The following is a 26,030-nucleotide window of genomic DNA, read 5'->3' as shown; positions in this document are numbered from 1 at the left end:
ATAAAAGAATATTGAGGAGAACCATGCACAATCATCATTTTCTTATTGACAACAATCTGAAAGAATTAACGGAGCATTCAACCACCACATGGCCTATTGCTCTATATCATACAAAGATTCGTGATCATATGAGCGGATATATCCCTCTTCATTGGCACGACGAATTTCAATTCGTCTTTATTTTGGAGGGAGAGGCTGAGTTTCACATTAACGAGAAGATATTGAACATTCAGCAAGGAGATGGTGTATTCATCAACAGTGGCTGCTTACACATGGCAAAGGATGCAAATGGGACGACATGTACTTATATTTGTTTAAACGTTTCACCTCACTTCATCACAGCCAATGAGTTATTCACCACGTTCGTTCATCCATATATGCATGCGAGTCAAACACCTTTTATTTTATTCAACCGAAAAGACGGATGGCCAAACCAAATCTATCAATGTATACAAATCATTCAACGATTAATCGAACAAACTCCGGCATATTTTGAACTCGAACTTAATATACAGCTCATCACGATTTGGAAATGCCTTTTACAAAATCGTTTTCAACTGACATATGATGCACGTAAGCACGATAGAAATGAACGTATGAAACATATGCTGAATTGGATTCATGAACATTATCATGAAAAGGTTCTTCTTCAAGATATCGCTCGTGAAGGACAATTAAGCCGCTCTGAATGCTGTAGATATTTCAATGATATTTTAAAGAAATCTCCTATACATTATGTGAATGAATATCGAATTCAACAAAGCCTCATTTTGCTTCAAAAGACGGACTTAAACATAACAGAAATCGCCTACCAAGTTGGCTTCAGCAGCACTAGCTATTTTATTAGTATTTTTAAAAGAGTAAAAAATACAACACCTTTATCATATAGAAAATCAAAGGCATCGTTTACATCCAACTGAAACGCCTAGTTGGAAAGGATACCGGATAAATGATGATGCTCTTGCTAAGAATGATTCATTCATTGTTCTTCTTCACGTTTCAGAATCATCATGAATGGCTATTGTAAATAAGAGTGATGAAAATCTAATGCTTTTTACAATAAGTCTATTTGCAATTTACTAATAAAAACGTATAATTTATACTAAGCACAGGAAGACGAAAGACAAAGGAGAGAAAAAATGGACGATTATGCTCATACTAAAGACATAGAACCTACAGCAGAAAACATCGCAAAAGCCATTTATACTGTTAACCGCCATGCTAAAACCGCACCAAATCCCAAGTTTCTTTATCTTTTGAAAAAACGTGCGCTGCAAAAACTATTGCAAGAAGGTAAAGGAAGAAAAGTGGGCCTACATTTCTCTAACAATCCCAGATATAGTCAACAACAGTCCGACGTGCTGATTGAAATTGGAGATTATTATTTTCATCTGCCACCAACCAAAGAAGACTTCGAATTTTTGCCACACTTAGGAAATTTAAATCAATCATATCGCAATCCAAAAGCGAATATGTCATTAAATCGAGCGAAACAAATACTTCAAACGTATGTCGGTTTAAAAGAAAAACCTGCCGCCACAAAACAAAAATCACATTATACAAAACCCGTCTTCAAACGGCTCGGGGAAAGTTATTTTTAAACAGAAAAACCACTCAAAGCGAGTGGTTTTTCAGATTATGGACAAAGGGCTAAAATGTTGTTTATTTTAGCTCTTTGTCTTCTTTTCAGCGTGAAAGAAAACCTTTGCAGCCCTAGGAAGGACGAGTACTGGCGCGGAGCGAATGTGGCATTCGTGAGCACCAGAGCGCAGGACTGACAAAGAATGCGAGGGTTTGTCTACACGCTGAAAAACCACTCAAAGCGAGTGGTTTTTTCTTTAGATAATAAAATGATCTACTTTTTCAATCAGCTGATGAATTTCTGGTTTACTAATTTGATCATCTGCACCGATGGTTTCCCCTTTATGACGCAGATCGTCCGTAATTAATGAAGAGAAAATGAGAATTGGAATGGACTGTGTTAAAGGATTGTCCTTCAGCAGTTTTGTTAATCGATGTCCATCCATTTTTGGCATTTCTATATCTGTAATAATCATATCAATTTCTTCTGTCACACTAATGCCTTTACTGACAAGATCCATGACATGGTCATATGCTTGTTTTCCATCTTCAAAGGTCACAATGTTTTTATAGCCTGCCTCGGTTAATTCATTTGTTAATAAGCGCATAAGAAGCGGAGAATCTTCAACAACATACAGCTTCTTCCCTGTTCTTCTCTCGTCTTTCTCACCGTCAAACATATGATATGTGTCTACACCAGATGCGGATTCAATATCATAGATGATTTTTTCGTAATCTGGAAGGAAAATCATTTTCTCGTCAAGCTTGATGATCCCTGTTAAATGACGGTCCATTCCTTGATTGAGTGCAGTTGGTTTTTCAATCTCTTCCCAGCTGACGCGGTGAATTTGTGATACCGTTCCTGTATGGAACACAAATTTCCGTTGGTTGAATTCAGTCACAATGTATTTCTCTTGTTCTGACTGATCTGACTCGACATTAAAAAAGGAAAATAGATTGATGACTGGTAAAATCTCGCCTCGTAAACTAATCATCCCTTCTACATCTTGGTGAGAGTGCGGTACAACTGTCACCTCAACTGGCTGAATAATTTCTCTTACTTTCATGACGTTAATGCCGAATTGATTTGAACCAATTTCAAACTTCACAATTTCCAATTCATTAGTACCAGAGTCAAGTAAAATTTCTTGTTTGTTTAAAGCCACGGAAATCCCTCTATTCTTCAATATAAGATTGTACTTTTTATATCGGCAGCATGGGTAAAAAGTTGACGTTTCTTTACGCTTTCTCTCGCACGAATTGATGAATCACAAGTCCTATGGCTGCAAGGATGAGCAAAGACCCTAATGCAAGACGGCTTGCGAGATTCCCATGTGCTGCAAATAGAAGTGTGACGGAGCCATAAATGATGGGACCGACGATTGAAGACACCTTTCCCGAAAACGCAAAGAGACCAAAAAATTGTCCTCGTTTTTCTTTAGGCGTCAGCTCAATAATGAGGATTCGTGATGATCCCCAGCTTGCGCCAAGTGAAATGCCGAATAAACTGCCTGCTACCCAGAAGACCCATTCAGTTGTCGCTGTCACAGCTAGAATGAGCGCCACAATTAAAATGACATACACGACTGTAATCGAGCGCTTTGCCCCGATGGCCTTTGTGACATATCCGAATAGAAACGAGCCAATGATACTTGAAATCGTGGACACAAGATAAAGCAAAATAAATTGACCTGCCGTAAAACCAATGATAATTTTTGCATAAACAGCCATCATCGCAATCGCTGTCTGCAACGCATCATTCATAAAAAAGAAAGCGATCATAAAAATAAAGGCCGGTTTGTACTGCTTCATCTCTTTAAATGTACGAATAATCTCTTTATACCCGCTGAAAAAAGACGCCTTTTTCTCTTGCTGCGGGAGAGGTTGAGGATCTTTTATAATAAAGAGAAAGGGCAGAAAAAAGAGAAAGAATAAAAGGGCTGTCGGAATGAATGCTTCATGAAACTGGTCATTTCCTACAAGTAAATAAACAGAAAGGCCGACAAGTGTACCTAAATAGCCGACAGCAATACCGAATCCAGAAATGAGGGGGATTTCATCCTTTGTCCCAAGATCGGGCAAAATGGTGTCATAAAAAACAAGACTAGAGTGATAGAAAAATTTGGCGATGACGAACAAGGTAACCACCACCAATAAGGAGACAGGAAGACCAAACCATTCGCTTGAGAAATCAATCCCAGCAAAGATCCCCATCATAAAGGTACAGGCAATACAAATCAGGGTAAACACTGTGATATACCGCTTCTTTTTCCCTGTACGATCAATCAGCACACCGTATAAAGGCGTAAAAATGACGAGAAAAAAGCTTGCAAGTGCGTTCGCATAAGAAATAAATGTACTGGCGATTTGATCCATCCTCGCACTGTCGCCTATCGTCTCCTGCAAGTAAAATGGGAAGAAAATGGTGATCATATTCGATGAAAATATCGTATTTGCAAAATCATACAATGCCCAGGCCAAAACAGGTGCGGTGAAAAAGAGCCCGAAGCTTGCCCCTTTTTTCTGAACGGTCATTTTCCCTCTTTTCAATAGATTGACTCCCTTCTCTGCTTTTATTTTCACTATCATTCTACTTTATGTGACGTTTCCCTCTTCCATACAAGCAATCTATACAAAAAGCACCCCTTACTATTTAGCAGAGGTGCTTCTTTTCATTATTTCTTTACGACAATGGTACTTGCAATCAAATCGTGAAGTGCTTGTTTTTTTTCTGTGAAAAACGCAATGATGTAGCCAATACATAAGATTGGAGACAAAAAGCCTTTTGCAAAAAAGCGGCCTGTCGCGCGCCCGAATGTTATTTTTCCACCCGTTACTTTTGTCACTTTGATTCCAAGAGCCATTTTACCAAGAGTTCCTTGCAGCTTTGATGATTCCATGATCGCATAATACAGCCAAGTCACCGCGATACCGATTAAGGTCGTTACGCCATAGAAAAAGAGAAGGCCCACAATGACTGCCCATTCTTCATCCGTGATCACCGTTGAAGAATAGTAATAGCTATCATCATACATTAAAAATGCCGCCTCAGGGCTTGAGACAAAAAAGAGTGTTGCGAGAATAAATACAATGAATGAAAATGGTACACTAATAATGACACCGTCTAAAAGATGAGCAAGAAAACGATAACCTACACCAGCTAGTTCAGGATGTTTTTCTTCTTGAATAGGTGCTTCTGACATGTTTGTTTCCATCCTATTTCTCCTTTATTATGTATGTTTTCTATAAATTTCTTATAATCATTCGTTATTATATCTTATGAATATCGCAAGATCAATGGAGCTTTACATTTTTACATGAATTTTAGATCATTTTTCAATGATGATTTATGTGAATAAATACTGAAAATTCACAGAAATTATGGCACATCTAGTTCTTTCAACGCCTGATTTTTTAACGTTTTGTGATATTTTTGTCTCATTTCGATTCTTCTGTTGACAATCACGTTTCACATGGTACAATAGTCAAGGATTTTTTAAAGAAAGGTGTTCATGATGGGAACTGTCGTACTATTAAAGAACAACGAAATGACTGTGATTGAAGATATTTGCGAAGCTGATTTTTTAGATATGAAACATGGTTTATCTAATGAAGATGCTGCTTATATCTCTTGGTATGAAGATTACGATACTGCTTATGGATATTGATTTCATTTCATAGATGAAGCGTAAAAAAAGGCGATACAACCTTCAAAGAGGTGGTATCGCCTTTTTACGTTTGTGTGCTTCTTTCACTTTCAGGTTCTACATGAATAAAGATTTGTGCATGCGGAAACGCCTGCTGAATGTTCTCTTCAATTCGATCACATAATTGGTGAACATCTTCAATGGTTGTTTTTCCATGAACAATCAAATGGAAGTCAATATATTCTTCAGCACCGGATCGTCTTGTTCGAAAGTCATGATATTCAATGAATTCTTGACTGAATGTTTGAATGATGGCCTCTATCGCTTGTTCTTCTTCCGGGGTTAACCGGGCGTCGACAAGCGGCGGGAAGGCTTCCTTCATGAGTTTAAACGCTTCACGCATAATATAGAGCGCTAGCACCATTCCAATAATCGGATCGAGGAAATACCAGTCCGTTAATGCAACAAGCAATAAACTAATGGCGACTCCTAGTGACGTAAACACATCTGTTAAAAGATGCAGTGCATTCGATTTCATGGCAACAGAATGTACTCGCTCTGCCTCTTTGTTCACAACTCTCGACACAACAAAATTGATAAGTGCCCCGATCAGCATGACCACAATACCAAGTACCGGCAGTTTAACAGGCTCAGGATGCATTAATTTATGAACACACTCATAAATGATCCAAATCCCAGCAACAAAAATTAACAAAGTTTCAATCGTTCCAGAAATATTCTCAACTTTCCCATGTCCATAAGGATGTTTTGAATCTGCCGGCTTTCTTGAAATACGAACAGAGATAAATGCAATAAAAGAGGCCATTAAATCGAGAAAAGAGTGAATGGCTTCTGATAAAACCGCAACAGATCCAGTTAACACCCCTACAATGATTTTAAGGACCACAACAAACGTATTACTCATGACGGATAAAAAGGCTATTTTCGATGTTTTTGCTGATTGATCCATCTATTATCGTCCTCCTTCAAGAGATCGTATGCCTGTGAAAGCAATTCCCATGACTTGATTCTCTCGTTCTTTCAGTTTATACCGTTTTGCCTTATTCTAATCATCTTAAGCAGAGCTGTATTTTCCGAGCAGGTTACGCTATAATAAATGTTGCTCTTTCTTCATATATCACTCATGCTGTGATGGATAGGAGAATAGACTACATATAACGATATCCGAAGCCTTTCCGCAGGTGACATTTATGCAGTGAATGGTAAAATAGGATAAAAACATAAATTTTTAAGGTGATGAGAAATGGAGCATTTGCTGAATCCAAGAGTAAAGGATATTGAAATTTCAGGCATTCGAACATTTTCAAATCTCGTATCTTCATATGAGGATGTCGTTTCATTGACCATAGGTCAGCCCGATTTTTATACGCCGCATCATGTCAAAACAGCTGCCAAAACAGCCATTGACGAGAATTTCACCTCGTATACTCATAACGCTGGGTTTCTAGAGCTAAGACAAGCGATCCAGCAATACATCAAAAAGAAAGTCCATCTTGATTATGATGCAGAGACAGAAATCATTGTGACAACAGGTGCGAGTCAAGCAATTGATGCTGCGTTTCGAACCATTTTGACTGAAGGCGATGAGGTCATCCTGCCAGGCCCTGTGTACCCTGGCTATGAACCGATCATTCGGATGTGCGGTGCGGTGCCCGTGCATATCGACACAACAAATGCCGGTTTTAAATTAAATGCCAAGCTGATTGAAGATGCATTAACGGAAAAGACAAAGTGTGTTGTCCTTCCATACCCTTCAAATCCAACTGGGGTCACGCTATTAGAAGAAGAATTGAAAGAAATTGCACAGCTTCTTGAAGGAAAGGATATTTTTATTCTATCTGATGAAATTTATAGTGAGCTGACATTTGATCGTCCACATCATTCCATTGCTTCTTTCTTAAAGGAACAGACGATTGTCATCAATGGACTGTCAAAATCTCATAGCATGACCGGATGGAGAATCGGCTTTTTATTTGCTTCCGCTCCTCTTGCTAAACATGTATTAAAAGTACATCAATATAACGTGTCTTGTGCCTCGGCTATCTCACAAAAGGCGGCACTTGAAGCAGTGACAAACGGTGTGGATGATGCACTAATCATGAGAGAGCAATATAAGAAAAGACTCGACTATGTATATGATCGACTCATTTCTATGGGGCTTCCGGTCATTAAGCCTTCCGGCGCTTTTTATATTTTCCCTTCCATTGAATCGTTTGGGATGAGTTCATTTGATTTTTGCATGGAGTTGTTAGAAAGTACAAGACTTGCGGTCGTACCTGGTTCTGCTTTCTCTTCACTCGGAGAAGGATTTGTGCGCCTTTCCTATGCATATTCACTTGAAACGTTAAAAGAAGGACTTGACCGTCTCGAACAATTTGTACTTGAAAAGCGTTCCATACAATCAATAGACGGATGAAACAACGGCTCTCTTGCCGTTGTTTTTATTTTGCGGGAAACATGATGTGAAACACAGTCCCTTTCTCTGGATGGCTATCTACCCGGATGGTTCCGTTGTGATTTTCTAAAATATTAAATGTCACCATGAGCCCAAGCCCTGTTCCCTTTTCTTTTGTCGTTAAAAAAGGTTCGCCGATCCGCTTCATGACCGATTCAGGAATACCAATTCCTTCATCTCTAATCGTGACAAGTATCCCTTCTTTTTCGGCTTTGGCGGTAATGTCTACCTTCCCTCCGTCCGGCATGGATTCGACGGCATTTTTGATTAAATTGATAAACACCTGCTTCAGCTGGTTTTGATCCCCATTCATCAGGAGATCCTCCTCAATATCACTTGTGTTCATCAAAATTCCATTTAAGTTGGCCTGTGTTTCTAGCAGAGCGGTGACTTCGCTAATGATTTTTTTCAAATCAAGCGTCTGCATGGATGCCGTTTGCTGCGGCTTCGCAAGCATTAGTAGCTCACTTAAAATGATTTCAATCCGGCTCAGCTCAGAGAAGACAATTTCAAAATATTGATCACGGTCTTTTGTTTTTGGTTTAATGAGCTGTAAAAAGCCCTTAATCGCCGTCAGTGGATTCCTTATTTCATGTGCAATGCCTGCTGCCAATTGACCTGCGATTGATAATTTTTCAGAGCGCAGCATGAGTTCTTCTGTTTGTTTTCGTTCAGATATATCTCTTAAAATAATTTGAACAGCTGTTTCACCAAAAAATGTGGTAGGGATACAAACCATTTCTGTATAAATTAATCGGTGTTTAAACGTATGGCAGCTCATCGTCACAATCTCAGAATCTGATGCTCTTTCGATAATACGTGATATGCTCTTTTTGACTTTTTGCTGATCACATGAATGGATTTGATGAAAGATATCTTTTCCGATTAATTTATCGTAATGTTCGGCTTCAAATAATTTAATACCTGATTCATTCATAAATACCCATTTATGATCGTGGATGACGGCAATGGTATCAATAGAATTTTGGATAAGCAGCTGATACCGCTCTCTGCTTTTTTGAAGAACGGTTTGAAATTTTTTACGGGAAGAGATGTCCACTAAGAGTAAAAGTTCTGCCCTTTGATTTTGATAAATTGCTGGAGATGACTTCACTTCAATATGAATCATGCTCCCGTCTTTCCTTTTCCATATTTGTTCAATCATTCCGACTGGAAGGCCTTGCTGCAGTCTTTTGATTCGGCTTCTCACAATGTCATGGTACTCCTCGGCAATAAAATCAAACGCAGACTTGCCGATCATTTCATCTTTTGTACATACACCCATTAATTGCAGCATCGCATCGTTGGCATACACAATTTTCCCAAGCGCCGTAATACATAACGGATTTGGCAGCATGGCAATCAGATTTTCAGCTTCACTGACATCTTGGAAAGCCGGTAGACTGCCTAACGACTGTTCTGACACTTCTGTTGGTTGAAATGCTGCTTTTTGAGGCTTTGTATTCATTACCCTCATTTTCAGGATCATTTCTCTACTTAATTCGTTGTCTAACCCATCACAAGCAACAAAATCAATGCTTGCTTCTACCCATACAGCTGTAAGATCACTTCTAAGCAGTCTAAAGTGGCAAATCTCTAGCATGTGCTGATTATAGAAATAACTTTCGACGAGAAATTGATCTTCGGTATGAACAAAGTCTTTCAAAAAACACCCTAGTAAATCCTTTTGTTCATAGAGCAAAAGCTGCTTACAATTGGAAGAAATGTAGAGAAAGCGGCCATTAGAAGAAAGAACGGCATGTAAATCAATATTCGAGTACAGCTGATTCGAATCTTTCATTTTTTGTTCCATCGTCGTCCGACCCTCCTTTAATTTTTTTAGGGTTGTCCTTAGTTTGATGTATAAAAAGGATTCGCTAGAAAAACCGTATTTTCCTCCCAATCTCGTGTGAAACGTCCATATTTTCAGCAAAAAGGGAGCACTTTCTCTTGCTGTGCTCCCTGCTGTTTATTGCTTTTCATATTTCTTTTGTAATTCAACGTACTTATCAACAATTTTACTTGGAATGGTTTTAATGACAGGATCTTTATCTGATACATACGGTGTGACGACACTAAATGCCACTTTCGGATTGGAAGAAGGATAATATCCTCCAAAGGTTAAGTTGTACGTGGCATTCCCCCACCAGCTCCGGTTGGCACCATAGTAGAAGGTTTGGGCTGTACCCGTTTTCCCTGCGACATCATGCTGACCGAACCGGCCAGCGGCAGTCCCGCCTGTTGATGTGACCATTTTTAGTCCCATTTTGACGCGGTCGATATCTGCTTTCGAGTTGTTAATGGTGTTCAGCACCTTTGGCTCATATTTCTTCACAACAGGGCCTACTTCTTCCTTATTCGTTGGAAAGTGAACACTTTTCACCACTCTTGGCTGAATACGGTTACCTCCATTTGCGATGGTCGACATGTATTGTGCGACTTGAAGCGGTGTATACGTGTCATACTGGCCAATCGCTTCATCAAGCAAGAGTCCGCCGACTGTCTGAGGATGCGTCTGCATTCCGCTTGATTCCTGCGGCAAGTCGATGCCTGTTTTCACGCCAAGACCGAATTGCGCATAGTAGTTTCTCATTTTTTGTAAGTGTTCAGGTCTTGCCCGTAACGGGCCATCTTTTTGATAGGTGATCCCTGCCATTCTCATCGCCACTTGGAACATGTAAACGTTGGAACTTTTTTGGAGTGCCTGAAGGTCGTTAACCCATCCAAGAACTTTGTAAGACTGTTTAGGCTTTCCTCCACTTCCCGCAAAATACAGCGGTGTATCCAAATAGGATTGATTGTGTGACATGCCATCTTGATAACCAGAGAGGACAGTAGCTCCTTTGACAACAGAGCCCATTTCATACTGTGTCGTAAATGTTCCGATCGCATAATCTGTGACGTCCCTGCCGTCCATTTTCTTCCCTGACATCGCGAGAACATCACCTGTGTTAGGGTCCATCATCACAACAAAGGCACGGTCCATCATATAGTTTCTTGCACTAGCGGATCTTAGCTCTGATTCAACGATTTTGTCGACTTCCTTTTGCAGCTCCATATCAAATGTGAGTGCAAGGTCAAGTCCTCTTCGTCCTTCTGTCCGCTTGATTTCATCAAGCAGTTTTCCGCCGACCTGTGTATATTGAACAGTTGCTTTTTCTGGATTGAGAAAATCCTCATATTGATATTCTAAATAACTTTTTCCTACTCGGTCATTTCGCGAGTAACCTCTTGCCATATAGTAATCTTCACGCTCTTTTATAATGCCTTGCTCTGGGGTGGTGACACCGCCAAGGACATTATAGAGGGTTTTTTCATATGGATATTTCCTTGTCCAGTCATTGATGACATTTACACCAGGCAGTTCATCAAGATGCTCTGATACAAGTGAGATCTCTTCGTATGTCAAACTTACGGATGATGTCTGTTTTGATTCTTTTGTTTCATCAAGCAGCGCAACTTTTTCGTCCCCTTTTTTCTCTTCGTTCGGGTCCATCGCTTTCACGATTTGAGGTTCAAAGGCATATCCGCCTGTAAACCTGCGATAGATCGCTGCAACCGCTTTTTCCTCTGCATCTTTTTCGATCGCCTTGACTTCTTTCTTAGGCACACGCTCTACTTGAAGTGGATAGACATCTTTTGATTTAAGATTCTTTTGCTCTGCTTTTGAAATGAGCTTATCCGCTTCTTCCGGATGGCTTGCCAGCCAAAAATCTCGAATGTCACGCTCTCTCAAAAAATCTGTATCCATTTTTATATAAGTCGCAAGTTTTCTTGCTACTTTAATCTTATCCTCCGCTTTCACACCGCTTTCTGATGTATAAACGATGGCAGGTACACTTTCGTTATCAACAACGACTCTTCCTCTCGCGTCATACATTTTTCCTCTTGGAGACGGGTATGATGCTGTTTTGACCTCAGTTCGGTTGGCTTGCTTTTTATAATCCTCACCATTGACGATTTGCAGCACGCCGAGCTTGATGACAAGTCCAGCAAATAAACTAAATACAGCGAAGAAAAAGAGATTAATTCTCCAGGCGTTCCGGCGCTTCATTTTTTTCTGCTCGGCAGCACCTTGATGCTGTTTCTCTCCCACTTATGTAGCTCCTCTCATCCTTTCAATCTTTTACAATTACCACTCATTATTGTAACACTTTTGTAATAGTTGTTACAGCGAAACAAGTGAAAAAAAGCTGTCAATCCCTATTCTGCAAAAAAATATACTAACACTTTAAAATATTGGTATGTTTATGTCGTTTTCTTTAAATAGAAAGATTCTCCATTCATTGATATGAGGAGACTCTTTCTATGACTTTAACAAAAATGACAAATGGGCGTTGTCAATGGAGGATGCTGGTACGTTTATAACAAAAAGTCCATGTTATGATTTTCTGTGAGAAAACAAAACAAAGATTTTAGGAGGAGTTACAAAATGAAAAAGAAATCATTCATTTTTTCAGCGCTGACAGCTGCTGCATTGATCACGTTTACTGGAGGGCATTCAGCTGATGCGAAAGAGCTTAACCTGAAACAAGTCATAAACGTACAGCATCAAGCCATTGATCTTCATACATTAGCTGCAAAATTACATATCTCTTCAGATGTAAACAAGCTAAGCACATCAAACCAAAAAGAGATCGAAGCTCTATTAAACAAGCTGATCAAAAGTGGTCAACCTGTTACTGGTACAAAAGTGGTGAAAGAAGTTAATAAAGCAAAAAATGAGCAAAAACAAGAATCAGTGAAAAAACCAGCTGCTTCTAAACCAAGCACACCAGCAAAACAAAACACAACGAACAACAGCTCAAAATCTGATCAAAAAGACACAACTGCAACAAAAGCAGACAGCAGCTTAAATGCATTTGAACAAGAAGTGGTTGAACTGACAAATAAAGAGCGTGCAAAACAAGGCTTAAAAGCTCTTTCTGTTGATTCTAAATTAAGCAAATCTGCTCGCGCTAAATCACAAGATATGAAAGATAAAAACTATTTCTCTCATACAAGCCCAACTTACGGATCTCCATTTGATCAAATGAAGCAATTTGGTATCACATACAAAACAGCAGGTGAAAACATTGCGCAAGGTCAAAGATCACCTCAAGAAGTAGTAACAGCTTGGATGAACAGTGAAGGTCATAGAGCGAACATTTTAAACAAAAACTATACACATATCGGTGTAGGTTATGTGAAATCTGGTAACTACTGGACGCAGCAATTCATCGGAAAATAAGATCAAAAAAACCTGTCTCTATTTGGGACAGGTTTTTAGTTTGTCTTCTTTTTTCAGTAATGTGAGGGCTTGTTTACACGCTACAAACTGTTCCACCTAGGCGGGGCAGTTTTTTTATTTCACCCATAATTTATAGATGCTTTGTGTTCCGCTGTTTTCTTCGCCCTGTTCACTGAGCTTTTCATATAATGACTTCGCTAGTGAAAGGCCTGGCATCTTTTCTCCCATCAGCTCTGCCTCTTCAAGTGCAATGCCCATATCCTTGATAAAATGCTTCACATAAAATCCTGGCTCGAAATCACCTTTCAGCATTCTTGGCGCAAGGTTTGACAAAGACCAGCTGCCGGCTGCTCCTGTTGTGATGCTTTTAAGTACCTGCTCTGGATCAAGTCCTGATTTTTCAGCATAGGCCATTGCCTCAGCCACACCTACCATCCCTGCTGCGATAGCAATTTGGTTACACATTTTTGTATGCTGACCACTTCCTGCAGGTCCTTGATATTGAATATTTTCTCCCATTTGCTGAAATAGCGGCAGGCACGCTTCATAGGCCGCTTTTTCTCCACCAATCATGATGGCCAGCGTGCCGTTTTGGGCTCCAACGTCTCCGCCAGAGACCGGCGCATCTAATGCAAATAGTCCTTTTTCCTTCGCTTTCGTTTCAATTTCTTTTGCCAGCTGAGGTTTCGATGTGGTCATATCAATGAGGTATGTACCAGGCGCAGCATGTGTCACGAGTCCATCTTCTCCTAAATAGACTTCTTCTACATCTGATGGATACCCGACCATTGTGATGACGGCATCTGCCTCCTTTGCGATCTCCTTTACGGTCGATTTCCAATGAGCACCTTTTTGAACCAATGTGTCTGCCTTTGCTTTTGTTCTTGTATAAACGAGAACTTCGTAGCCAGCATCCATTAAATGCCCTGCCATACTACGTCCCATTACACCGATTCCAATAAAACCAACTGTTTTGATTTGTGCCATCACGAATTCCTCCTTATAGAGACTTTGTCAATCCACCATCAATAATGAGGGTTTGACCTGTCATATATGTATTGGCTTCAGATAAAAGAAAAGCCGCATATGCTGCAAATTCCTCTGGCTGTCCGTAACGGCCCAGCGGAATCATACGTTCAGCTTGTGCTTTGATCTCTTCAACCGATTGTTGCTCCTCTTGTGCACGGTGTTTGTCTAACTGTTTCACGCGCTCTGTTTCAATTTTCCCAGGGGCTAAGGTATTGATCAAAATGCCATTTTTGGCAAGCTCCTGGGCAGCTGTTTTTGTCCAGCCGGTAATGGCCGGTCTAAATGTATTCGACAGCATCAAGCCTGGGATCGGTTCTTTGACCGACATAGATGCAATATTTAACACGCGTGCACCTTGTTTTTTTAAATACGGCAAGGCTTCTTTTAATAACCGAATATAGCTGAGTAAATGAAGCTGAAATGATTCCATCCAATCTTCATCCGTTAAGGTTTCAAGTGTTCCTGTTTGAGGACCGCCTGTATTGTTCACGAGTATATCAAGACGTTTTTCATCACCTGCTGCTGCGACGACAAGCGCTTTAATTTGCTCGGCGTCAGATACATCACATACTTGATACGTCAGCTTCCCTTTTACAAGCGGGGATAATTCTTTGACCGCTTCTTGCAGCGTTTGCTCATGTCTTCCCGAGAGCATCACATCTGCTCCCTCTTTTGCAAGATGAAAGGCAATGGCTTTACCGATACCTTGACTGCTTGCTGCGACCAATGCTTTTTTGCCAGATAGATTAACATGCATGTTGGCACCCTCCTCTGTTCATATTTTATCATACAAAAAGAACCTTGCTCACATGGCAAGGTTCTTTTCTGCAAGATTATAGTTTAAACCGATTGACTGCCTGACGCAGTGCCTGACTTGATTCGTTCAACATTTCTGTTGATGTTTTCGTTCTTTCTAAAGCTTGTACTTGTTCGTCTGTGGAAGCATGTACTTCCTCAGCTGAAGCGGCGGATTCTTGTGAAATGGCCGCAATACTTTGAATGGAATCATTCATTTTCTGCTGTTCTTCAGTCATTTCATTGATTTGTGTATGAATGCTGTCAATGGAGCCGACAAGTGCCTGCATTTCCATTGTGATACTGCTGAGTGCCTCTCCTGTTGAATTGATGGCATCACCTTGTTCTTCATTCATTTTGCTTGCTGCTGTCATCGCTTCAGCTGCCTTTTTCGATTCATCTTGAATGAGTTTTACGGTTTCACTAATATGTTTCGTTGATTCCGCAGATTGTTCAGCCAGCTTTCTGACTTCTTCTGCAACAACAGCAAATCCTCTTCCGCTTTCTCCTGCTCTCGCTGCTTCAATACTTGCATTCAGTGCGAGTAAATTCGTTTGATCTGAGATTTCAGAAATCGCTGTTACGACGTTTTCAATATTTTTTGTTTTATGCTCAAGGTCAAGCAGCATTTGCTCTACCTTCTTCGATTCTTCATTCGCTTGTGTTGATTTTTGGACGAGCAGACCAAGAGCATCAAGTCCTCTATAGCTTGCATCTTCCGATGATTTTGAATTGGTTTGCATTTGCGTGGCAAGCTCACCCATATGACGAACTTTTTCATACAAATGCTCTGATTTTTCATTAATGGTTTCCGCTTCTGATGCTTGTTTCGTCGCTCCTACAGCGACCTCTTGAATAGCCGTTGCAATCTGTTCACTAGACAGCAAGGTCTCGTTTGAAATTTGGGTCACTTCATCCGTTGATTTCACAACCTGATCTGAAGACTCTTTCACTTTTTCAATTAAGTCCCTGATACCTTCAGTCATTTGATTAAAGCTTTTCGTCAGGAAACCTATCTCATCCTGAGACTTCGACTCAAGCGAGCTGGTTAAATCGCCTTCAGACACTTTACGAACATGCTCGATGAGGCGTTTAATTGGTGTAGTAATGCTTCTAGCCAATAAGTAGCTTAGAATCATGGCAAGTATAATGGCAATGACAGAAATAATGATACTTGTCTGATTCATTTGTTCAGTGATCCAAAGAAGTTTCTTTTTCTCGAAGCTCACACCGATCGTCCAGTTTGCCTCTTTAATTTTTGAGATGACGGTCAGCTGTTTGTCATTATCAATACCCGAGTTATCGATCGCTTTTTTCACAGAAGCGACTTTTGAGATATTTTTTCCTTGCTCTGTTGGATGTGCCAAAATGGTCCCTGTGCCGTCAACTAAGAAAGCCGTTCCCATGTAAGGAATCTTTTGTTCATTTATAAAGGACTGAATGGAAGCCAGTTTCAAGTCAAGTCCAGCGACACCGACTACTTTCCCATTTCGTACGATCGCCTTCGTGGCTGAAACGACCATTTCACTTGTTGCTTTATCAATGTACGGATCTGTCCATAGGACTTCGTCAGGCTTTTCAGCCGCTTGAATATACCAGTCTCGTTTAGACGGATCATACCCTTCACCAAAATCGGACTCCGGGAAAGCAAACATTTTACCATCACTTGTTCCTATATAGGCAAGCGAGATGAGTTCATCCTGCTCCTGCAATCCTTTTAATTCATCGTTTTCAAATGCCAATGTCTGCTTTGTTTGTTTTTGTGCAAAATCTTCAGTAAGTGTACTTGTTGCCAATTTGTTAATCGTATCACCGTAATTCTCAAGCTTTAGTGCTATGATGTCTCTCATGCTTTCTGCCGTTGCTGATGTCGTTGTTTTCGCATCTCGTTCAATCAGTGGTCTTAATACTAAATTGGAACCCACTTGAACTGCGACAACGGTTAAAATTAAAATAACTGAGATGAAAACAGCTATTCTCACTTGAAGTTTCTTAAACATCTCATCACCCCTACATCCTACTTTCGCATCTTAATGTGTATATCGGCAAAATTGGTACCGCATTCAATAGTTGTAAGAAAATTTAAATAGAAAAAACAAGCCATAATGACTTGTTTTAAGTAAAATATTCAATTTTTGCAGACGGAAAGTACTGTTCGATATATGATTCTAATGTCTGCCTAAGTTCTTGTTCTTCATCTTTTTGATAGATATATTTTCCAATTCCGTATCTACCCCACTTATATCTTCTCTTTTCTTCATCTAGTTCTAGTTTTGTTTTTGGATAGTTTTTTTGGATGACACGCTTCGCCGGTTTTGTAAAACGGTGCTGAATCATTTCAAAGGTGATATCTTGTCTCACTTCTTCAGGGAGAGCTGCATCGAGTTTTTCAAATAGGACTTTATAGCCCTCTTGCCACCCTTCATGAATGTAAATAGGGGCAATAATAAAGCCCAGTGGATAGCCTGCTTTTGCTACCTTTACAGCCGCTTCAATCCGCTGATCGAGTGGTGATGTTCCAGGTTCGAAATATTTAATGACATAATCGGCATTGATACTAAAGCGGAATCTTGTTCGCCCATTGTGTTTTGCGTCTAACAAATGGTCTACATGATGAAATTTCGTAACAAAGCGTAGTTTGCCAAGATCGGTTTGACCAAAGTATTCAATCGCTCGTTTGAGTGTGTGAGTCAAATGGTCAATTCCTACGATATCAGATGTACACGAGGCTTCAAATCGCGTGATATCAGGGGCACGCTCGTTCATGTACTGTTCAGCCTGATCTAAGATCTCTTCTACATTGACGTACGTACGAATATACGGCTTACTCCCCATCGTCGTTTGCAGGTAGCAATAATGGCAATGCCCCATGCATCCTGTCGCAAACGGAATGGCATACTCTGCAGATGGTTTAGATGTATCAAATTTCAAGGTTTTTCTCACGCCGATAACGAGCGTCGATTTTGCATTACGGTACTTTTGCAAATCATTTTTCCCCGGAATATTTCTCACTTGGTTGTGTGAGGTTGTTTCTCTAATTTCAATTCCCATACCTTCAAACTTTTCTTTCAGCTCTTGTCCTAATGGGTACTCTAGCGCCCGAGGTTCAATATACACAAGCTGGGGAACGAACGGTTTGATCATATTTAGCACATCCTTACCTTATAGGTTCATACCGTTACTTTAACCTCTCAGGATGGCTTCTATCCTTTCTAAAATCTCCCTTATTCAAACAGATCTTGATAAAGGGCTTCTGCTTCTTCGTATGTTGGAAATACGGCATCATCAGGGGCTAATGGGTGATATGTTTCAAGTAGAAATAGCGCAAGCTCTTGTTCATTGTAAGGGTGTGAAACGATTTCCGCTTCTTTAATTTGTGCAACATTGGCTGCATGTGGATTTCGATAAATGACATATACTTGATCACCTGGCTTATAGTTAGAGAAAGACAAACTGGTCACCTCCATTTTTTATGTTAGGATGCCCTTCTCTGCAAGCGATATGACTGATTATGATAAAATTCGACAAAAAAACCAGACAGTTTGACCTGTCTGGTTTACATCACCTAGTTATGTTGAAACGTTTTTTTCACGAAATCAACCACTTCTTCAGTTGTACTCAGTGATAAAATATGCTCTTTAAATGATGCAGCTTCTTCCTTAGAAAGCTTGCTTAACTGCGTTCTTGCTGGAAGAATCGATGTTGCGCTCATTGAAAATTCATCTAATCCTAGTCCAAGTAGGAGCGGGATTGCGATTTCATCTCCTGCCATCTCACCGCACATGCCAACCCATTTACCTTCTTTATGCGCTGCTTCAATCACAAGCGTTATGAGGCGTAAAATAGCTGGATTGTATGGCTGGTAAAGATAAGACACTCGTTCGTTCATTCGATCAGCAGCCATTGTGTATTGAATCAAATCATTTGTTCCAATACTGAAGAAATCTACTTCTTTTGCAAATTGATCTGCGATAACAGCTGTTGATGGAATTTCTACCATCATTCCGATTTCAATGGAATCAGATACTTCTGTACCAGCAGCAACCAATGCTTCTTTTTCTTCAAGTAAAATAGCTTTTGCTTCTCTAAATTCTGATAACGTCGCGATCATAGGGAACATGATTTTCAAGTTTCCATATGTACTTGCACGAAGTAACGCGCGTAGCTGTGTTCTGAAAATCTCCTGCTCTTCAAGGCAAAGGCGGATCGCTCTATAGCCAAGGAACGGGTTCATTTCTTTTGGAAGCTGCAAGTAAGGAAGTTCTTTATCGCCACCAATATCTAGTGTGCGGACAACCACTGCTTTGCCTTCCATCTTCTCTAAAACGGTTTTATACGCATCGAACTGCTCTTCTTCTGTTGGGAGCTGATCTCTGCCCATGTATAAAAATTCTGTACGGTACAATCCAACTGCTTCGCCGCCATTTTCAAGTACACCTTTCACATCTTCAGGTGTTCCAATATTCGCAGCTAACTCTACGTGAACGCCGTCTTTTGTGACCGTTGGTTGGTCAACAAGTTTCGCCCATTCCGCTTTTTGAGCTAAGTAGTCTTCATGTTTTTTTTGATACGCTTTCACTTCATCTTCAGAAGGCTGAATGATGACGTCTCCACTAATACCATCAACAATGATCAGATCATTGTTTTTCACCGTTTTTGTTGCTTCTTTTGTTCCAACAACTGCTGGGATTTCCATTGATCTTGCCATAATCGCTGAGTGAGAAGTACGACCACCGATATCTGTCGCAAAACCTTTGACGAATTGTCTGTTCAGCTGAGCTGTATCAGAAGGTGTTAAATCTTCAGCAATGATAATGACTTCTTCAGAAATCATACTTGGGTTTGGAATGTCAACGCCTAGCAAATGACCAGTGACACGTTTTGTAACGTCGCGAATATCCGCTGCACGTTCTTTCATGTATTCATTGTCCATTGCTTCAAACATTGTAACAAACATTGTTGCTGTTTCTTTTAAAGCAAATTCAGCATTTACTTTATCCGATGTGATTTTATCCTTCACTGGGTTGAGCAGCTCAGGATCACTTAACACAAGAAGGTGTGCAGAAAAAATATCCGCTTTATCTTGGCCAAGTTCTTTTAGCGCATGTTCTTTAATTGCTTCAAGTTCTTGCTTTGAAACATGAATTGCTTCTTCAAAGCGTTTAACTTCTGTCTCTGGATCATTGATGTCTTTTTGGTGAACTGTTAAATCTGGTTCTTCTAGACGATATGCTTTTGCAATCGCAACGCCTGCTGAAGCACCGATTCCTTTCAGTTGTTGCATTACTCGCCTAGGCCTTCACTTTTCATTGTGTCTTTTAGCGCAGCAAGTGCATCATTTTCATCAGAACCAGAAGCAGAGATTGTGATTGTAGCACCTTTCGCAATTCCTAGAGACATTACACCCATAATAGATTTCAGGTTCACTGTTTTACCATTATATTCTAAGTTGATATCAGCATCATATTTACTAGCAGTTTGTACAAGAACTGTTGCAGGACGTGCGTGAATTCCAGAATCTGCAGTTACTTTGAATGTTTGTTGAGCCATTTTTATCAATCTCCTTTTTATACATTTCATACATCCACAATATTATATCATACTGCCGAGCTTGTCATCTAACAAGAACGGCAGTTATGAAAATTATTTTGAAATTTTCATGATGTTTTCTTGGCCAGCTTTGATTTCACCGGATTCTTGAAGGTCAATAAATTGTCCTTCACTTAAGTTTGTAAATACAATTGGTGTCATTAAAGATGGTACTTCTGACTTAATTTTATCAATATCAACCTCTAAAAGTTTTTGACCGATTTCTACTTGATCTCCCTCTTGTACAAATGCTTCAAATCCTTCTCCTTTGAGGCTGACTGTATCAATCCCGAAGTGAATCAAGATTTCAAGTCCACCATCAGACTGGAGGCCGATGGCGTGTTTTGTTGGGAACACATTTAAGATTTTTCCTCTTACTGGTGAAACCACTGTTCCCTCTTTTGGCAAGATAGCAAAACCGTCACCCATCATTTTCCCTGAGAATACTTGATCTGGCACATCTGTAATTGGATGCAGCTCCCCTGTAATTGGTGAAGCAAACATTTCTTCCCCTTGTTCGTTTTGAAGCGGTTTTGCAATGACTTCTTCAACCTGCTGACTGACTTCTTCTTTTGCAGAAGGGTCTTTCGCTGGTCGAGGTGTGCGCCCTGCAATAATGTCCTGCATTTGTGTTTTTAAATTATCAGAGCGTGGTCCAAAGATGGCCTGGATGTTATTCCCGACTTCAAGGACACCTGAAGCGCCAAGCTTTTTCAAGCGGTCTTTATCCACTTTTTTCTGATCATTTACAGTGACACGTAAACGCGTAATACAAGCATCTAGGTGTTTAATGTTTTCTTGGTCACCCATTGCTTCAAGAATTTCATAAGGTAAGTCATCGCCTTTTCCAGATTGAGCGCTGCTTGCACCGTCAGCTGCTTCATCTTCTCGTCCTGGCGTTTTCAGATTAAACTTGCGAATCGCAAATCTGAATCCGAAGTAGTAAATGACAGCCAGTACGAGACCGACTGGAATAACAAGCCACCAAGCGGTTCTATTTGGCAGGATACCAAATAGGAAGAAGTCGATTAACCCTCCTGAGAAGGTCATCCCGATTTTCACGTTTAGAATATCCATTATCATAAAGGATAATCCAGCGAATACACAGTGAATCGCAAATAATATCGGTGCAACAAACAAGAATGAGAATTCAAGCGGTTCAGTGATCCCTGTTAGGAAAGAAGTAAGGGCCGCTGACCCCATAATTCCTGCTACAAGTTTTTTATTCTTAGGTTTTGCTTCATGGTAAATCGCAAGTGCTGCTGCTGGAAGTCCAAACATCATGAACGGATATTTCCCTGTCATGAATGTACCGGCTGTCAGCTGAACACCATCTTTGATTTGCGCCATGAAAATACGCTGGTCACCACGGATAATATCTCCTGATAAGCTCTTATAGCTAAAAAATTCATACCAGAATGGTGCGTAGAATATGTGATGTAGACCAAACGGAATTAATGAGCGTTCAATGACACCGAATACAAAGGCAGCTAGCGGCTCATTCGCTGCAAGCAGTCCAGTTGAAAATGAGTTCAATGCACCTTGGATTGGCGGCCAAATGACGAGCATCAAAAGCCCTAAAATAAGTGCTGAAATCGACGTAACGATTGGAACAAAACGCTTACCAGCAAAGAAGCCAAGATATTGCGGGAGCTCAATTTTGTAAAATTTATTAAACATATAAGCCGCTAATACCCCGACAATAATCCCGCCAAACACGCCGGTAGACAAGGTCGGTATGCCGAGCATATTCACATATGCTGGATGACTTTCCTTAAAGAACTTAGCCAATTTGATTGAATCGGATGGAATGGAACCGTTGGCCATTAATACGGCACTCATCGTTACGTTCATGACAAGGTAACCGATGATCGCGGCAATCCCTGCCACACCGTCTCCATTGGCAAGACCGATGGCAACCCCTACAGCAAATAGGAGCGGAAGATTCGAGAAGACAATATTCCCCGCATTCTCCATAACACTAGCAACAAGCTGAATTGTATCATTGCTTAAAAATTGAGCGACATCAATCAGCTGCGGATTTTGCATCGCATTTCCGAGTGCTAGTAAAATACCAGCAGCAGGAAGGATCGCAACTGGAAGCATAAGTGCTCGTCCAATTTTTTGCAACACACCAAAAAGTGATTTAAACACTGGTTGAACCTCCTTTTGTTTTCGCTTACAACATACATTTCAATCACATATTGACGTACATTTCATAATTAACCGTTTACATTTCACTTTCAGAACACAAAAAAGGCATGGTGATATAAGGTTGCGCAAATAACAGGATCTTATCCTGTATTTACCTTAAGTCACTCATGCCTGATCGAATCAGTTACACGTTTCAAGGAAACTATGAAATTTTATTCGTCAATCTGTACAGGTGAAGTGTCAAATAGACAGCTTCGGCATCTTGTACAGGCTTTTTCAATGCATGTTGCAAAATTTTGATCATTTTCCAAGCAGTATTGTAGCATAAAGGATATTCATTTTTCAATAGATGAAGCAACTTTTCTGGCTCCTCTAATGATTCTTCCCGTTTTATACGTTCAATCGAAAACGTAATATGACGCAGTAAGCGTAAATAATGAATACTTTCTCTATCTACTTTCATATGAAATGCATCTTCTATGACTTGGACCATTTGTGTCATGAGCTGCGAATGACGGTTGACCTCGGATAAAGGCCGGTTCGTTAAAGCAGAGTGAATGTGGAGCGCAATAAACCCAATTTCTCCTTCGGGCAGCTTTGTTTCAACATCTGGCCGCGCATTTATCAGTTCCACGACTTCCTTTGCGACCTCGTATTCTTTCGGGTATAAGGATTTCGTTTCAAGCATAAAAGGATTGGTGATATCATAGCCTTGCTTAACTCGCTTAAAACTAAAGGCAATATGATCTGTCAGTGCAATATGAATATGCTCATTTAAACGATGCCCCATTTTTTCTCGTATATGATAAATGACGTCATTGGCAAGCTCAATCATGTCCTCATTTATGTGGTGCAGCAATTGTTTGTATTCTGTTTGCTCTTTTGTATTCTTTAACACAAACATTTTCTCAAATGCCGCTTGATCGAGAACGTCACCCGATTTTTTCCCAAAGCCGATCCCTTTATCAATCAGGACCACTTCACCTAAAGAAGGGTGTTTTGCGATGATGACATTATTATTTAACGCTTTATCAACGGTGAAGGATTCCATGAACATCCCCACCTCCTTCTTATTCAATCTTTCTTATCGTACAAAACAGATGAAACGTGCGTCAACGATTGTTTTTCAAAATAGTCGTTGTGCGCTCAACGAGTCGATATGACAGCACTCTTTTTTCTGGTGCCTCACCTTGTAATGCTTGCTTGAACAAGTCAAATGCTTCCTGCCCCATTTGTTTAAGAGGAATGTCTATACTAGAAATACCCAATGCTTCACTCAATTGATCGTTTTGAAAGCCAAGTATGGCTGGTGATTCTCCAACGTTTATTTGGTGACGCTGTGCTTCTAGTAAAAAACCTGCTGAGACATCATCGTTTGTAATCAGTAAGGCTGTCGGACGATTTTTCATCTCTTTCCATTCTGTAAATAATTGCTTGCCATCAAAAATGGTCAGTTTTCCTTCAATGATCCATTCCTCATCAATCTCCTGCCCAAGCGACCGCATCATTTCTTGATAAGTCTGAATGCGAACTTGGCTATTCTCCCCTTCTGTTCTAGCAAGAACGATTGCGATTCGCTCATGACCGCATGCCGCTAAGTGTTCAAGCCCTTCCTTAAAAGCCTGATCATGCGCAATCGATACCGATGAACATGGATCATGCGGAGTAGGATGACAAAAGATAATAGGACCAGATTCCTGCCACTTTAAAATGTCTCGATCACTTAACGCATTTGAGCAAAAGATTAAACCATCCACACGTTGCTCTTTTAAGCTCATTAATGCTTCTTTTTCCTTTACTGGGTCATATCCTGTTTGAAACAAGGCAAAATGCATTCCGCACTCCTGTGCTTTCTCTGCAATCCCTGTGACAATTCCGCTGAAATAGGAGTGATCAATTGTCGGAAGTACAATTCCAAGCATATTGGAATATCCCTTTGCTAAATGTACTGCCTGAATATTCCGTGTATATTTGAGCTCTTTCATCGCACTAAGTACGCGCTCTCGCTTTTCTTCTTTGACATAAGGATGATCATTCATCACTCGTGATACGGTGGTAACAGATACACCCGCTCTTTTCGCAATATCCCTTATGTTAGGCATTTTTTCTCCTACTTTCTCTTGATATGGTAAGCGTTTCATACTTTAAGATGTATGTGAGCTGAACAAATCACTGGGTGGAAAGGGGAATTCAAGATGGGTATTATCATATGGATCATATTATGTTTGACTATTTTGTTTTCTGCTCGATTCGCACTACATCCTTTAGGAAAAGAACATAAAATCAAGCCGTTTCAATCAATTGATGATTTTTTTGTTGATAAGGATCGCAAAGAGTGACAAAAAAATCACGATGACGCTCCCAATACTTGGACGTTCATCGTGATTTTTTTCATTACTTGATGATCGTCAACTCTTTTGGATAATTGGTTAACGTGACTGGGCCATCTTTTGTAATGAGAACATCGTCTTCAATTCTAACCCCGCCGACTCCAGGTACATAAATACCCGGCTCGATCGTATAGACCATCCCTTCTTTTAGAAGGTCATCATTTGCTTGACTCATAGAAGGGAACTCATGAACAGAAACCCCGAGTCCATGCCCTAGACGATGCGGGAAGTATTCGCCATACCCTGCTTCTGCGATCAACCCTCTTGCTTTTAAGTCAAGGTCACCAATTCTCACACCCGGCTGGCTCATATCAAGTGCTGCCAATTCGGCTTTCAAGACGGTGTTGTAAATATCCTTTTGTTGTTGAGACGCTTCTTGATAGATGAAGGTTCTTGTAATATCTGAACAATAGCCATCCACAATCACGCCGAGGTCAAATAAAACAAAATCACCTTTTTTCAAGGCTGCCTGCCCCGGATTTCCATGAGGTTCTCCTGATTTTTCTCCGAATAGTACCATGGTTGAAAAGGACATGCCCTGAATGCCTTTTTTCTTCAGTTCATATTCGATGACAGCAAGAACTTCGGTTTCCGTCACCCCTTCTTTTAGGGCATGAACCCCAATTTTGACGCCTTCGTCTGCCAATTGAGCAGCTTTTTTCAATGTTTCAATTTCAGCTTCGTCTTTAATTAGTCTTAGCTGATTGAGCACATCTTCTGCCCGGACGAATGTTTCTGCCCCAGTGACAGCTTGAAGCTGCTCTGCTCTTTGCAAAGGAATGGATTCTTTTTCAATCGCTAGGCGAGTCGCTTTTACTCCTCGTTTTTCTAGTGCCTTTTGTATGAAATCAAAGGGGTTTTCATGGTCTTCATATCCAATGAGATCTCCAGCCCATCCCGCATTTTTTGCTTGCTCAACTTCCATCTTAGGCAAAATGAAAAATGGATCTGCTTCCTGAAAAACAAACAGCCCCATCACTCTTTCATGCGGCTCTGTGAAGTATCCAGATAGATAGAATACATTCTCCTTTGTATGTATAAATGCACCTTGAATGTCTTTTTTCTTAAGCCAAGAAGACAAGTTTTTCATTCGATTCATCGTGATCCTCCTCACACGTTTGACTACTGATCTATTGTAT

Annotated in this window: 22 protein-coding genes and 1 pseudogene; 5 read left to right on the top strand and 18 right to left on the bottom strand. The window is 40.3% G+C overall.

The window, feature by feature from the left end; all coding sequences use genetic code 11:
* Positions 1-23: 23 nt before the first annotated feature.
* Together MHB38_RS07150 and MHB38_RS07145 are read left to right on the top strand one after the other, a co-directional pair.
* Complete coding sequence (locus MHB38_RS07150) at positions 24-920, top strand: AraC family transcriptional regulator (RefSeq protein ID WP_202734526.1); 897 nt, start codon at positions 24-26, stop codon at positions 918-920.
* 219 nt (positions 921-1,139) lie between these two features.
* Entirely contained in the window at positions 1,140-1,601 is a 462-nt protein-coding gene (locus MHB38_RS07145; RefSeq protein WP_007498684.1) for a YkyB family protein, read from the top strand.
* A gap of 237 nt (positions 1,602-1,838) precedes the next feature.
* Here MHB38_RS07145 and MHB38_RS07140 read toward each other — a convergent pair whose 3' ends face one another.
* The 3 genes from MHB38_RS07140 to MHB38_RS07130 form a co-directional block, all read right to left on the bottom strand.
* The gene (locus tag MHB38_RS07140) at positions 1,839-2,747 is read right to left on the bottom strand and encodes a chemotaxis protein (protein WP_008348035.1); all 909 of its coding nucleotides are present in this window, start codon (positions 2,745-2,747) and stop codon (positions 1,839-1,841) included.
* Between the two features lie 73 nt (positions 2,748-2,820).
* The gene (locus MHB38_RS07135) at positions 2,821-4,131 is read right to left on the bottom strand and encodes an MFS transporter (RefSeq protein ID WP_007498688.1); all 1,311 of its coding nucleotides are present in this window, start codon (positions 4,129-4,131) and stop codon (positions 2,821-2,823) included.
* Positions 4,132-4,256: 125 nt separating this feature from the next.
* On the bottom strand, positions 4,257-4,796 hold the full coding sequence (locus MHB38_RS07130) for an RDD family protein (RefSeq protein ID WP_202734527.1): 540 nt from the start codon (positions 4,794-4,796) through the stop codon (positions 4,257-4,259).
* 300 nt (positions 4,797-5,096) lie between these two features.
* On the opposite strand from MHB38_RS07130, the gene MHB38_RS07125 reads away from it, so the two are divergent.
* Positions 5,097-5,249 carry a hypothetical protein gene (locus tag MHB38_RS07125; protein ID WP_017367142.1) on the top strand — a complete coding sequence of 51 codons (153 nt, stop codon included), beginning with the start codon at positions 5,097-5,099 and terminating at the stop codon, positions 5,247-5,249.
* Between the two features lie 64 nt (positions 5,250-5,313).
* Here MHB38_RS07125 and MHB38_RS07120 read toward each other — a convergent pair whose 3' ends face one another.
* Positions 5,314-6,198, bottom strand: coding sequence for a cation diffusion facilitator family transporter (locus MHB38_RS07120; protein ID WP_017359428.1), 885 nt, complete (start codon positions 6,196-6,198; stop codon positions 5,314-5,316).
* Positions 6,199-6,492: 294 nt separating this feature from the next.
* On the opposite strand from MHB38_RS07120, the gene MHB38_RS07115 reads away from it, so the two are divergent.
* A complete protein-coding gene (locus MHB38_RS07115; RefSeq protein ID WP_144684369.1) occupies positions 6,493-7,665 on the top strand; it encodes an aminotransferase A in 1,173 nt (390 codons plus the stop codon).
* Positions 7,666-7,690: 25 nt separating this feature from the next.
* Here MHB38_RS07115 and MHB38_RS07110 read toward each other — a convergent pair whose 3' ends face one another.
* Together MHB38_RS07110 and MHB38_RS07105 are read right to left on the bottom strand one after the other, a co-directional pair.
* Complete coding sequence (locus MHB38_RS07110) at positions 7,691-9,517, bottom strand: PAS domain-containing sensor histidine kinase (RefSeq protein WP_202734528.1); 1,827 nt, start codon at positions 9,515-9,517, stop codon at positions 7,691-7,693.
* A 156-nt stretch (positions 9,518-9,673) separates the two neighbouring features.
* Positions 9,674-11,800, bottom strand: coding sequence for a peptidoglycan D,D-transpeptidase FtsI family protein (locus MHB38_RS07105; RefSeq protein ID WP_008348045.1), 2,127 nt, complete (start codon positions 11,798-11,800; stop codon positions 9,674-9,676).
* A gap of 336 nt (positions 11,801-12,136) precedes the next feature.
* Here MHB38_RS07105 and MHB38_RS07100 point away from each other — a divergent pair, with 336 nt between their 5' ends.
* On the top strand, positions 12,137-12,934 hold the full coding sequence (locus MHB38_RS07100) for a CAP domain-containing protein (protein WP_048003071.1): 798 nt from the start codon (positions 12,137-12,139) through the stop codon (positions 12,932-12,934).
* 114 nt (positions 12,935-13,048) lie between these two features.
* Here MHB38_RS07100 and MHB38_RS07095 read toward each other — a convergent pair whose 3' ends face one another.
* The 12 genes and pseudogenes from MHB38_RS07095 to MHB38_RS07045 form a co-directional block, all read right to left on the bottom strand.
* The gene (locus tag MHB38_RS07095) at positions 13,049-13,921 is read right to left on the bottom strand and encodes an NAD(P)-dependent oxidoreductase (protein WP_202734529.1); all 873 of its coding nucleotides are present in this window, start codon (positions 13,919-13,921) and stop codon (positions 13,049-13,051) included.
* A 13-nt stretch (positions 13,922-13,934) separates the two neighbouring features.
* Complete coding sequence (locus tag MHB38_RS07090) at positions 13,935-14,720, bottom strand: SDR family oxidoreductase (RefSeq protein ID WP_202734530.1); 786 nt, start codon at positions 14,718-14,720, stop codon at positions 13,935-13,937.
* 76 nt (positions 14,721-14,796) lie between these two features.
* Positions 14,797-15,744, bottom strand: coding sequence for a methyl-accepting chemotaxis protein (locus tag MHB38_RS19555; protein ID WP_370529227.1), 948 nt, complete (start codon positions 15,742-15,744; stop codon positions 14,797-14,799).
* Positions 15,736-16,758: pseudogene (locus MHB38_RS19550) on the bottom strand (cache domain-containing protein); the annotation flags it as partial. The pseudogene MHB38_RS19550 and the gene MHB38_RS19555, both read right to left, overlap by 9 nt.
* 115 nt (positions 16,759-16,873) lie before the next feature.
* Entirely contained in the window at positions 16,874-17,902 is a 1,029-nt protein-coding gene (gene splB / locus MHB38_RS07080) for a spore photoproduct lyase (RefSeq protein WP_007498710.1), read from the bottom strand.
* A gap of 80 nt (positions 17,903-17,982) precedes the next feature.
* Positions 17,983-18,225 carry a transcriptional regulator SplA domain-containing protein gene (locus tag MHB38_RS07075; protein WP_034646394.1) on the bottom strand — a complete coding sequence of 81 codons (243 nt, stop codon included), beginning with the start codon at positions 18,223-18,225 and terminating at the stop codon, positions 17,983-17,985.
* 98 nt (positions 18,226-18,323) lie between these two features.
* On the bottom strand, positions 18,324-20,042 hold the full coding sequence (gene ptsP, locus MHB38_RS07070) for a phosphoenolpyruvate--protein phosphotransferase (RefSeq protein ID WP_008348058.1): 1,719 nt from the start codon (positions 20,040-20,042) through the stop codon (positions 18,324-18,326).
* On the bottom strand, positions 20,042-20,308 hold the full coding sequence (locus tag MHB38_RS07065) for a phosphocarrier protein HPr (protein WP_003211078.1): 267 nt from the start codon (positions 20,306-20,308) through the stop codon (positions 20,042-20,044). The genes ptsP and MHB38_RS07065 overlap by 1 nt, the downstream gene beginning before the upstream one ends.
* Before the next feature lie 93 nt (positions 20,309-20,401).
* On the bottom strand, positions 20,402-22,501 hold the full coding sequence (gene ptsG, locus MHB38_RS07060; protein ID WP_017359434.1) for a glucose-specific PTS transporter subunit IIBC: 2,100 nt from the start codon (positions 22,499-22,501) through the stop codon (positions 20,402-20,404).
* A gap of 202 nt (positions 22,502-22,703) precedes the next feature.
* A complete protein-coding gene (gene glcT, locus MHB38_RS07055) occupies positions 22,704-23,558 on the bottom strand; it encodes a glucose PTS transporter transcription antiterminator GlcT (RefSeq protein ID WP_017359435.1) in 855 nt (284 codons plus the stop codon).
* A 55-nt stretch (positions 23,559-23,613) separates the two neighbouring features.
* Positions 23,614-24,603 (bottom strand): LacI family DNA-binding transcriptional regulator, encoded by a 990-nt coding sequence (locus MHB38_RS07050; RefSeq protein ID WP_035392239.1) that lies wholly within the window; start codon positions 24,601-24,603, stop codon positions 23,614-23,616.
* 292 nt (positions 24,604-24,895) lie between these two features.
* A complete protein-coding gene (locus tag MHB38_RS07045; RefSeq protein ID WP_146270068.1) occupies positions 24,896-25,990 on the bottom strand; it encodes a M24 family metallopeptidase in 1,095 nt (364 codons plus the stop codon).
* Positions 25,991-26,030: the final 40 nt, after the last annotated feature.

Source organism: Bacillus sp. FSL K6-3176, from assembly GCF_038003325.1.
GTDB classification, from domain to species: domain Bacteria; phylum Bacillota; class Bacilli; order Bacillales; family Bacillaceae; genus Bacillus; species Bacillus altitudinis.
Note: the sequence above shows the minus strand (reverse complement) of the source record. Positions and strands in the feature narration are given on the sequence as shown.

Bases quoted from the DNA above. Each gene is read 5' to 3' on its own strand.
- splB (WP_007498710.1), bottom strand. From the start codon at position 17,902: ATGATCAAACCGTTCGTTCCCCAGCTTGTGTATATTGAACCTCGGGCG.
- MHB38_RS07045 (WP_146270068.1), bottom strand. From the start codon at position 25,990: ATGAATCGAATGAAAAACTTGTCTTCTTGGCTTAAGAAAAAAGACATT.
- MHB38_RS07145 (WP_007498684.1), top strand. From the start codon at position 1,140: ATGGACGATTATGCTCATACTAAAGACATAGAACCTACAGCAGAAAAC.
- MHB38_RS07050 (WP_035392239.1), bottom strand. From the start codon at position 24,603: ATGCCTAACATAAGGGATATTGCGAAAAGAGCGGGTGTATCTGTTACC.
- MHB38_RS07120 (WP_017359428.1), bottom strand. From the start codon at position 6,198: ATGGATCAATCAGCAAAAACATCGAAAATAGCCTTTTTATCCGTCATG.
- MHB38_RS07075 (WP_034646394.1), bottom strand. From the start codon at position 18,225: ATGGAGGTGACCAGTTTGTCTTTCTCTAACTATAAGCCAGGTGATCAA.
- MHB38_RS07100 (WP_048003071.1), top strand. From the start codon at position 12,137: ATGAAAAAGAAATCATTCATTTTTTCAGCGCTGACAGCTGCTGCATTG.
- MHB38_RS07150 (WP_202734526.1), top strand. From the start codon at position 24: ATGCACAATCATCATTTTCTTATTGACAACAATCTGAAAGAATTAACG.
- MHB38_RS07115 (WP_144684369.1), top strand. From the start codon at position 6,493: ATGGAGCATTTGCTGAATCCAAGAGTAAAGGATATTGAAATTTCAGGC.
- ptsP (WP_008348058.1), bottom strand. From the start codon at position 20,042: ATGCAACAACTGAAAGGAATCGGTGCTTCAGCAGGCGTTGCGATTGCA.
- MHB38_RS07090 (WP_202734530.1), bottom strand. From the start codon at position 14,720: ATGCATGTTAATCTATCTGGCAAAAAAGCATTGGTCGCAGCAAGCAGT.
- MHB38_RS07095 (WP_202734529.1), bottom strand. From the start codon at position 13,921: ATGGCACAAATCAAAACAGTTGGTTTTATTGGAATCGGTGTAATGGGA.
- glcT (WP_017359435.1), bottom strand. From the start codon at position 23,558: ATGTTCATGGAATCCTTCACCGTTGATAAAGCGTTAAATAATAATGTC.
- MHB38_RS07065 (WP_003211078.1), bottom strand. From the start codon at position 20,308: ATGGCTCAACAAACATTCAAAGTAACTGCAGATTCTGGAATTCACGCA.
- MHB38_RS07125 (WP_017367142.1), top strand. From the start codon at position 5,097: ATGGGAACTGTCGTACTATTAAAGAACAACGAAATGACTGTGATTGAA.
- MHB38_RS07110 (WP_202734528.1), bottom strand. From the start codon at position 9,517: ATGGAACAAAAAATGAAAGATTCGAATCAGCTGTACTCGAATATTGAT.
- MHB38_RS19555 (WP_370529227.1), bottom strand. From the start codon at position 15,744: ATGACTGAAGGTATCAGGGACTTAATTGAAAAAGTGAAAGAGTCTTCA.
- MHB38_RS07130 (WP_202734527.1), bottom strand. From the start codon at position 4,796: ATGGAAACAAACATGTCAGAAGCACCTATTCAAGAAGAAAAACATCCT.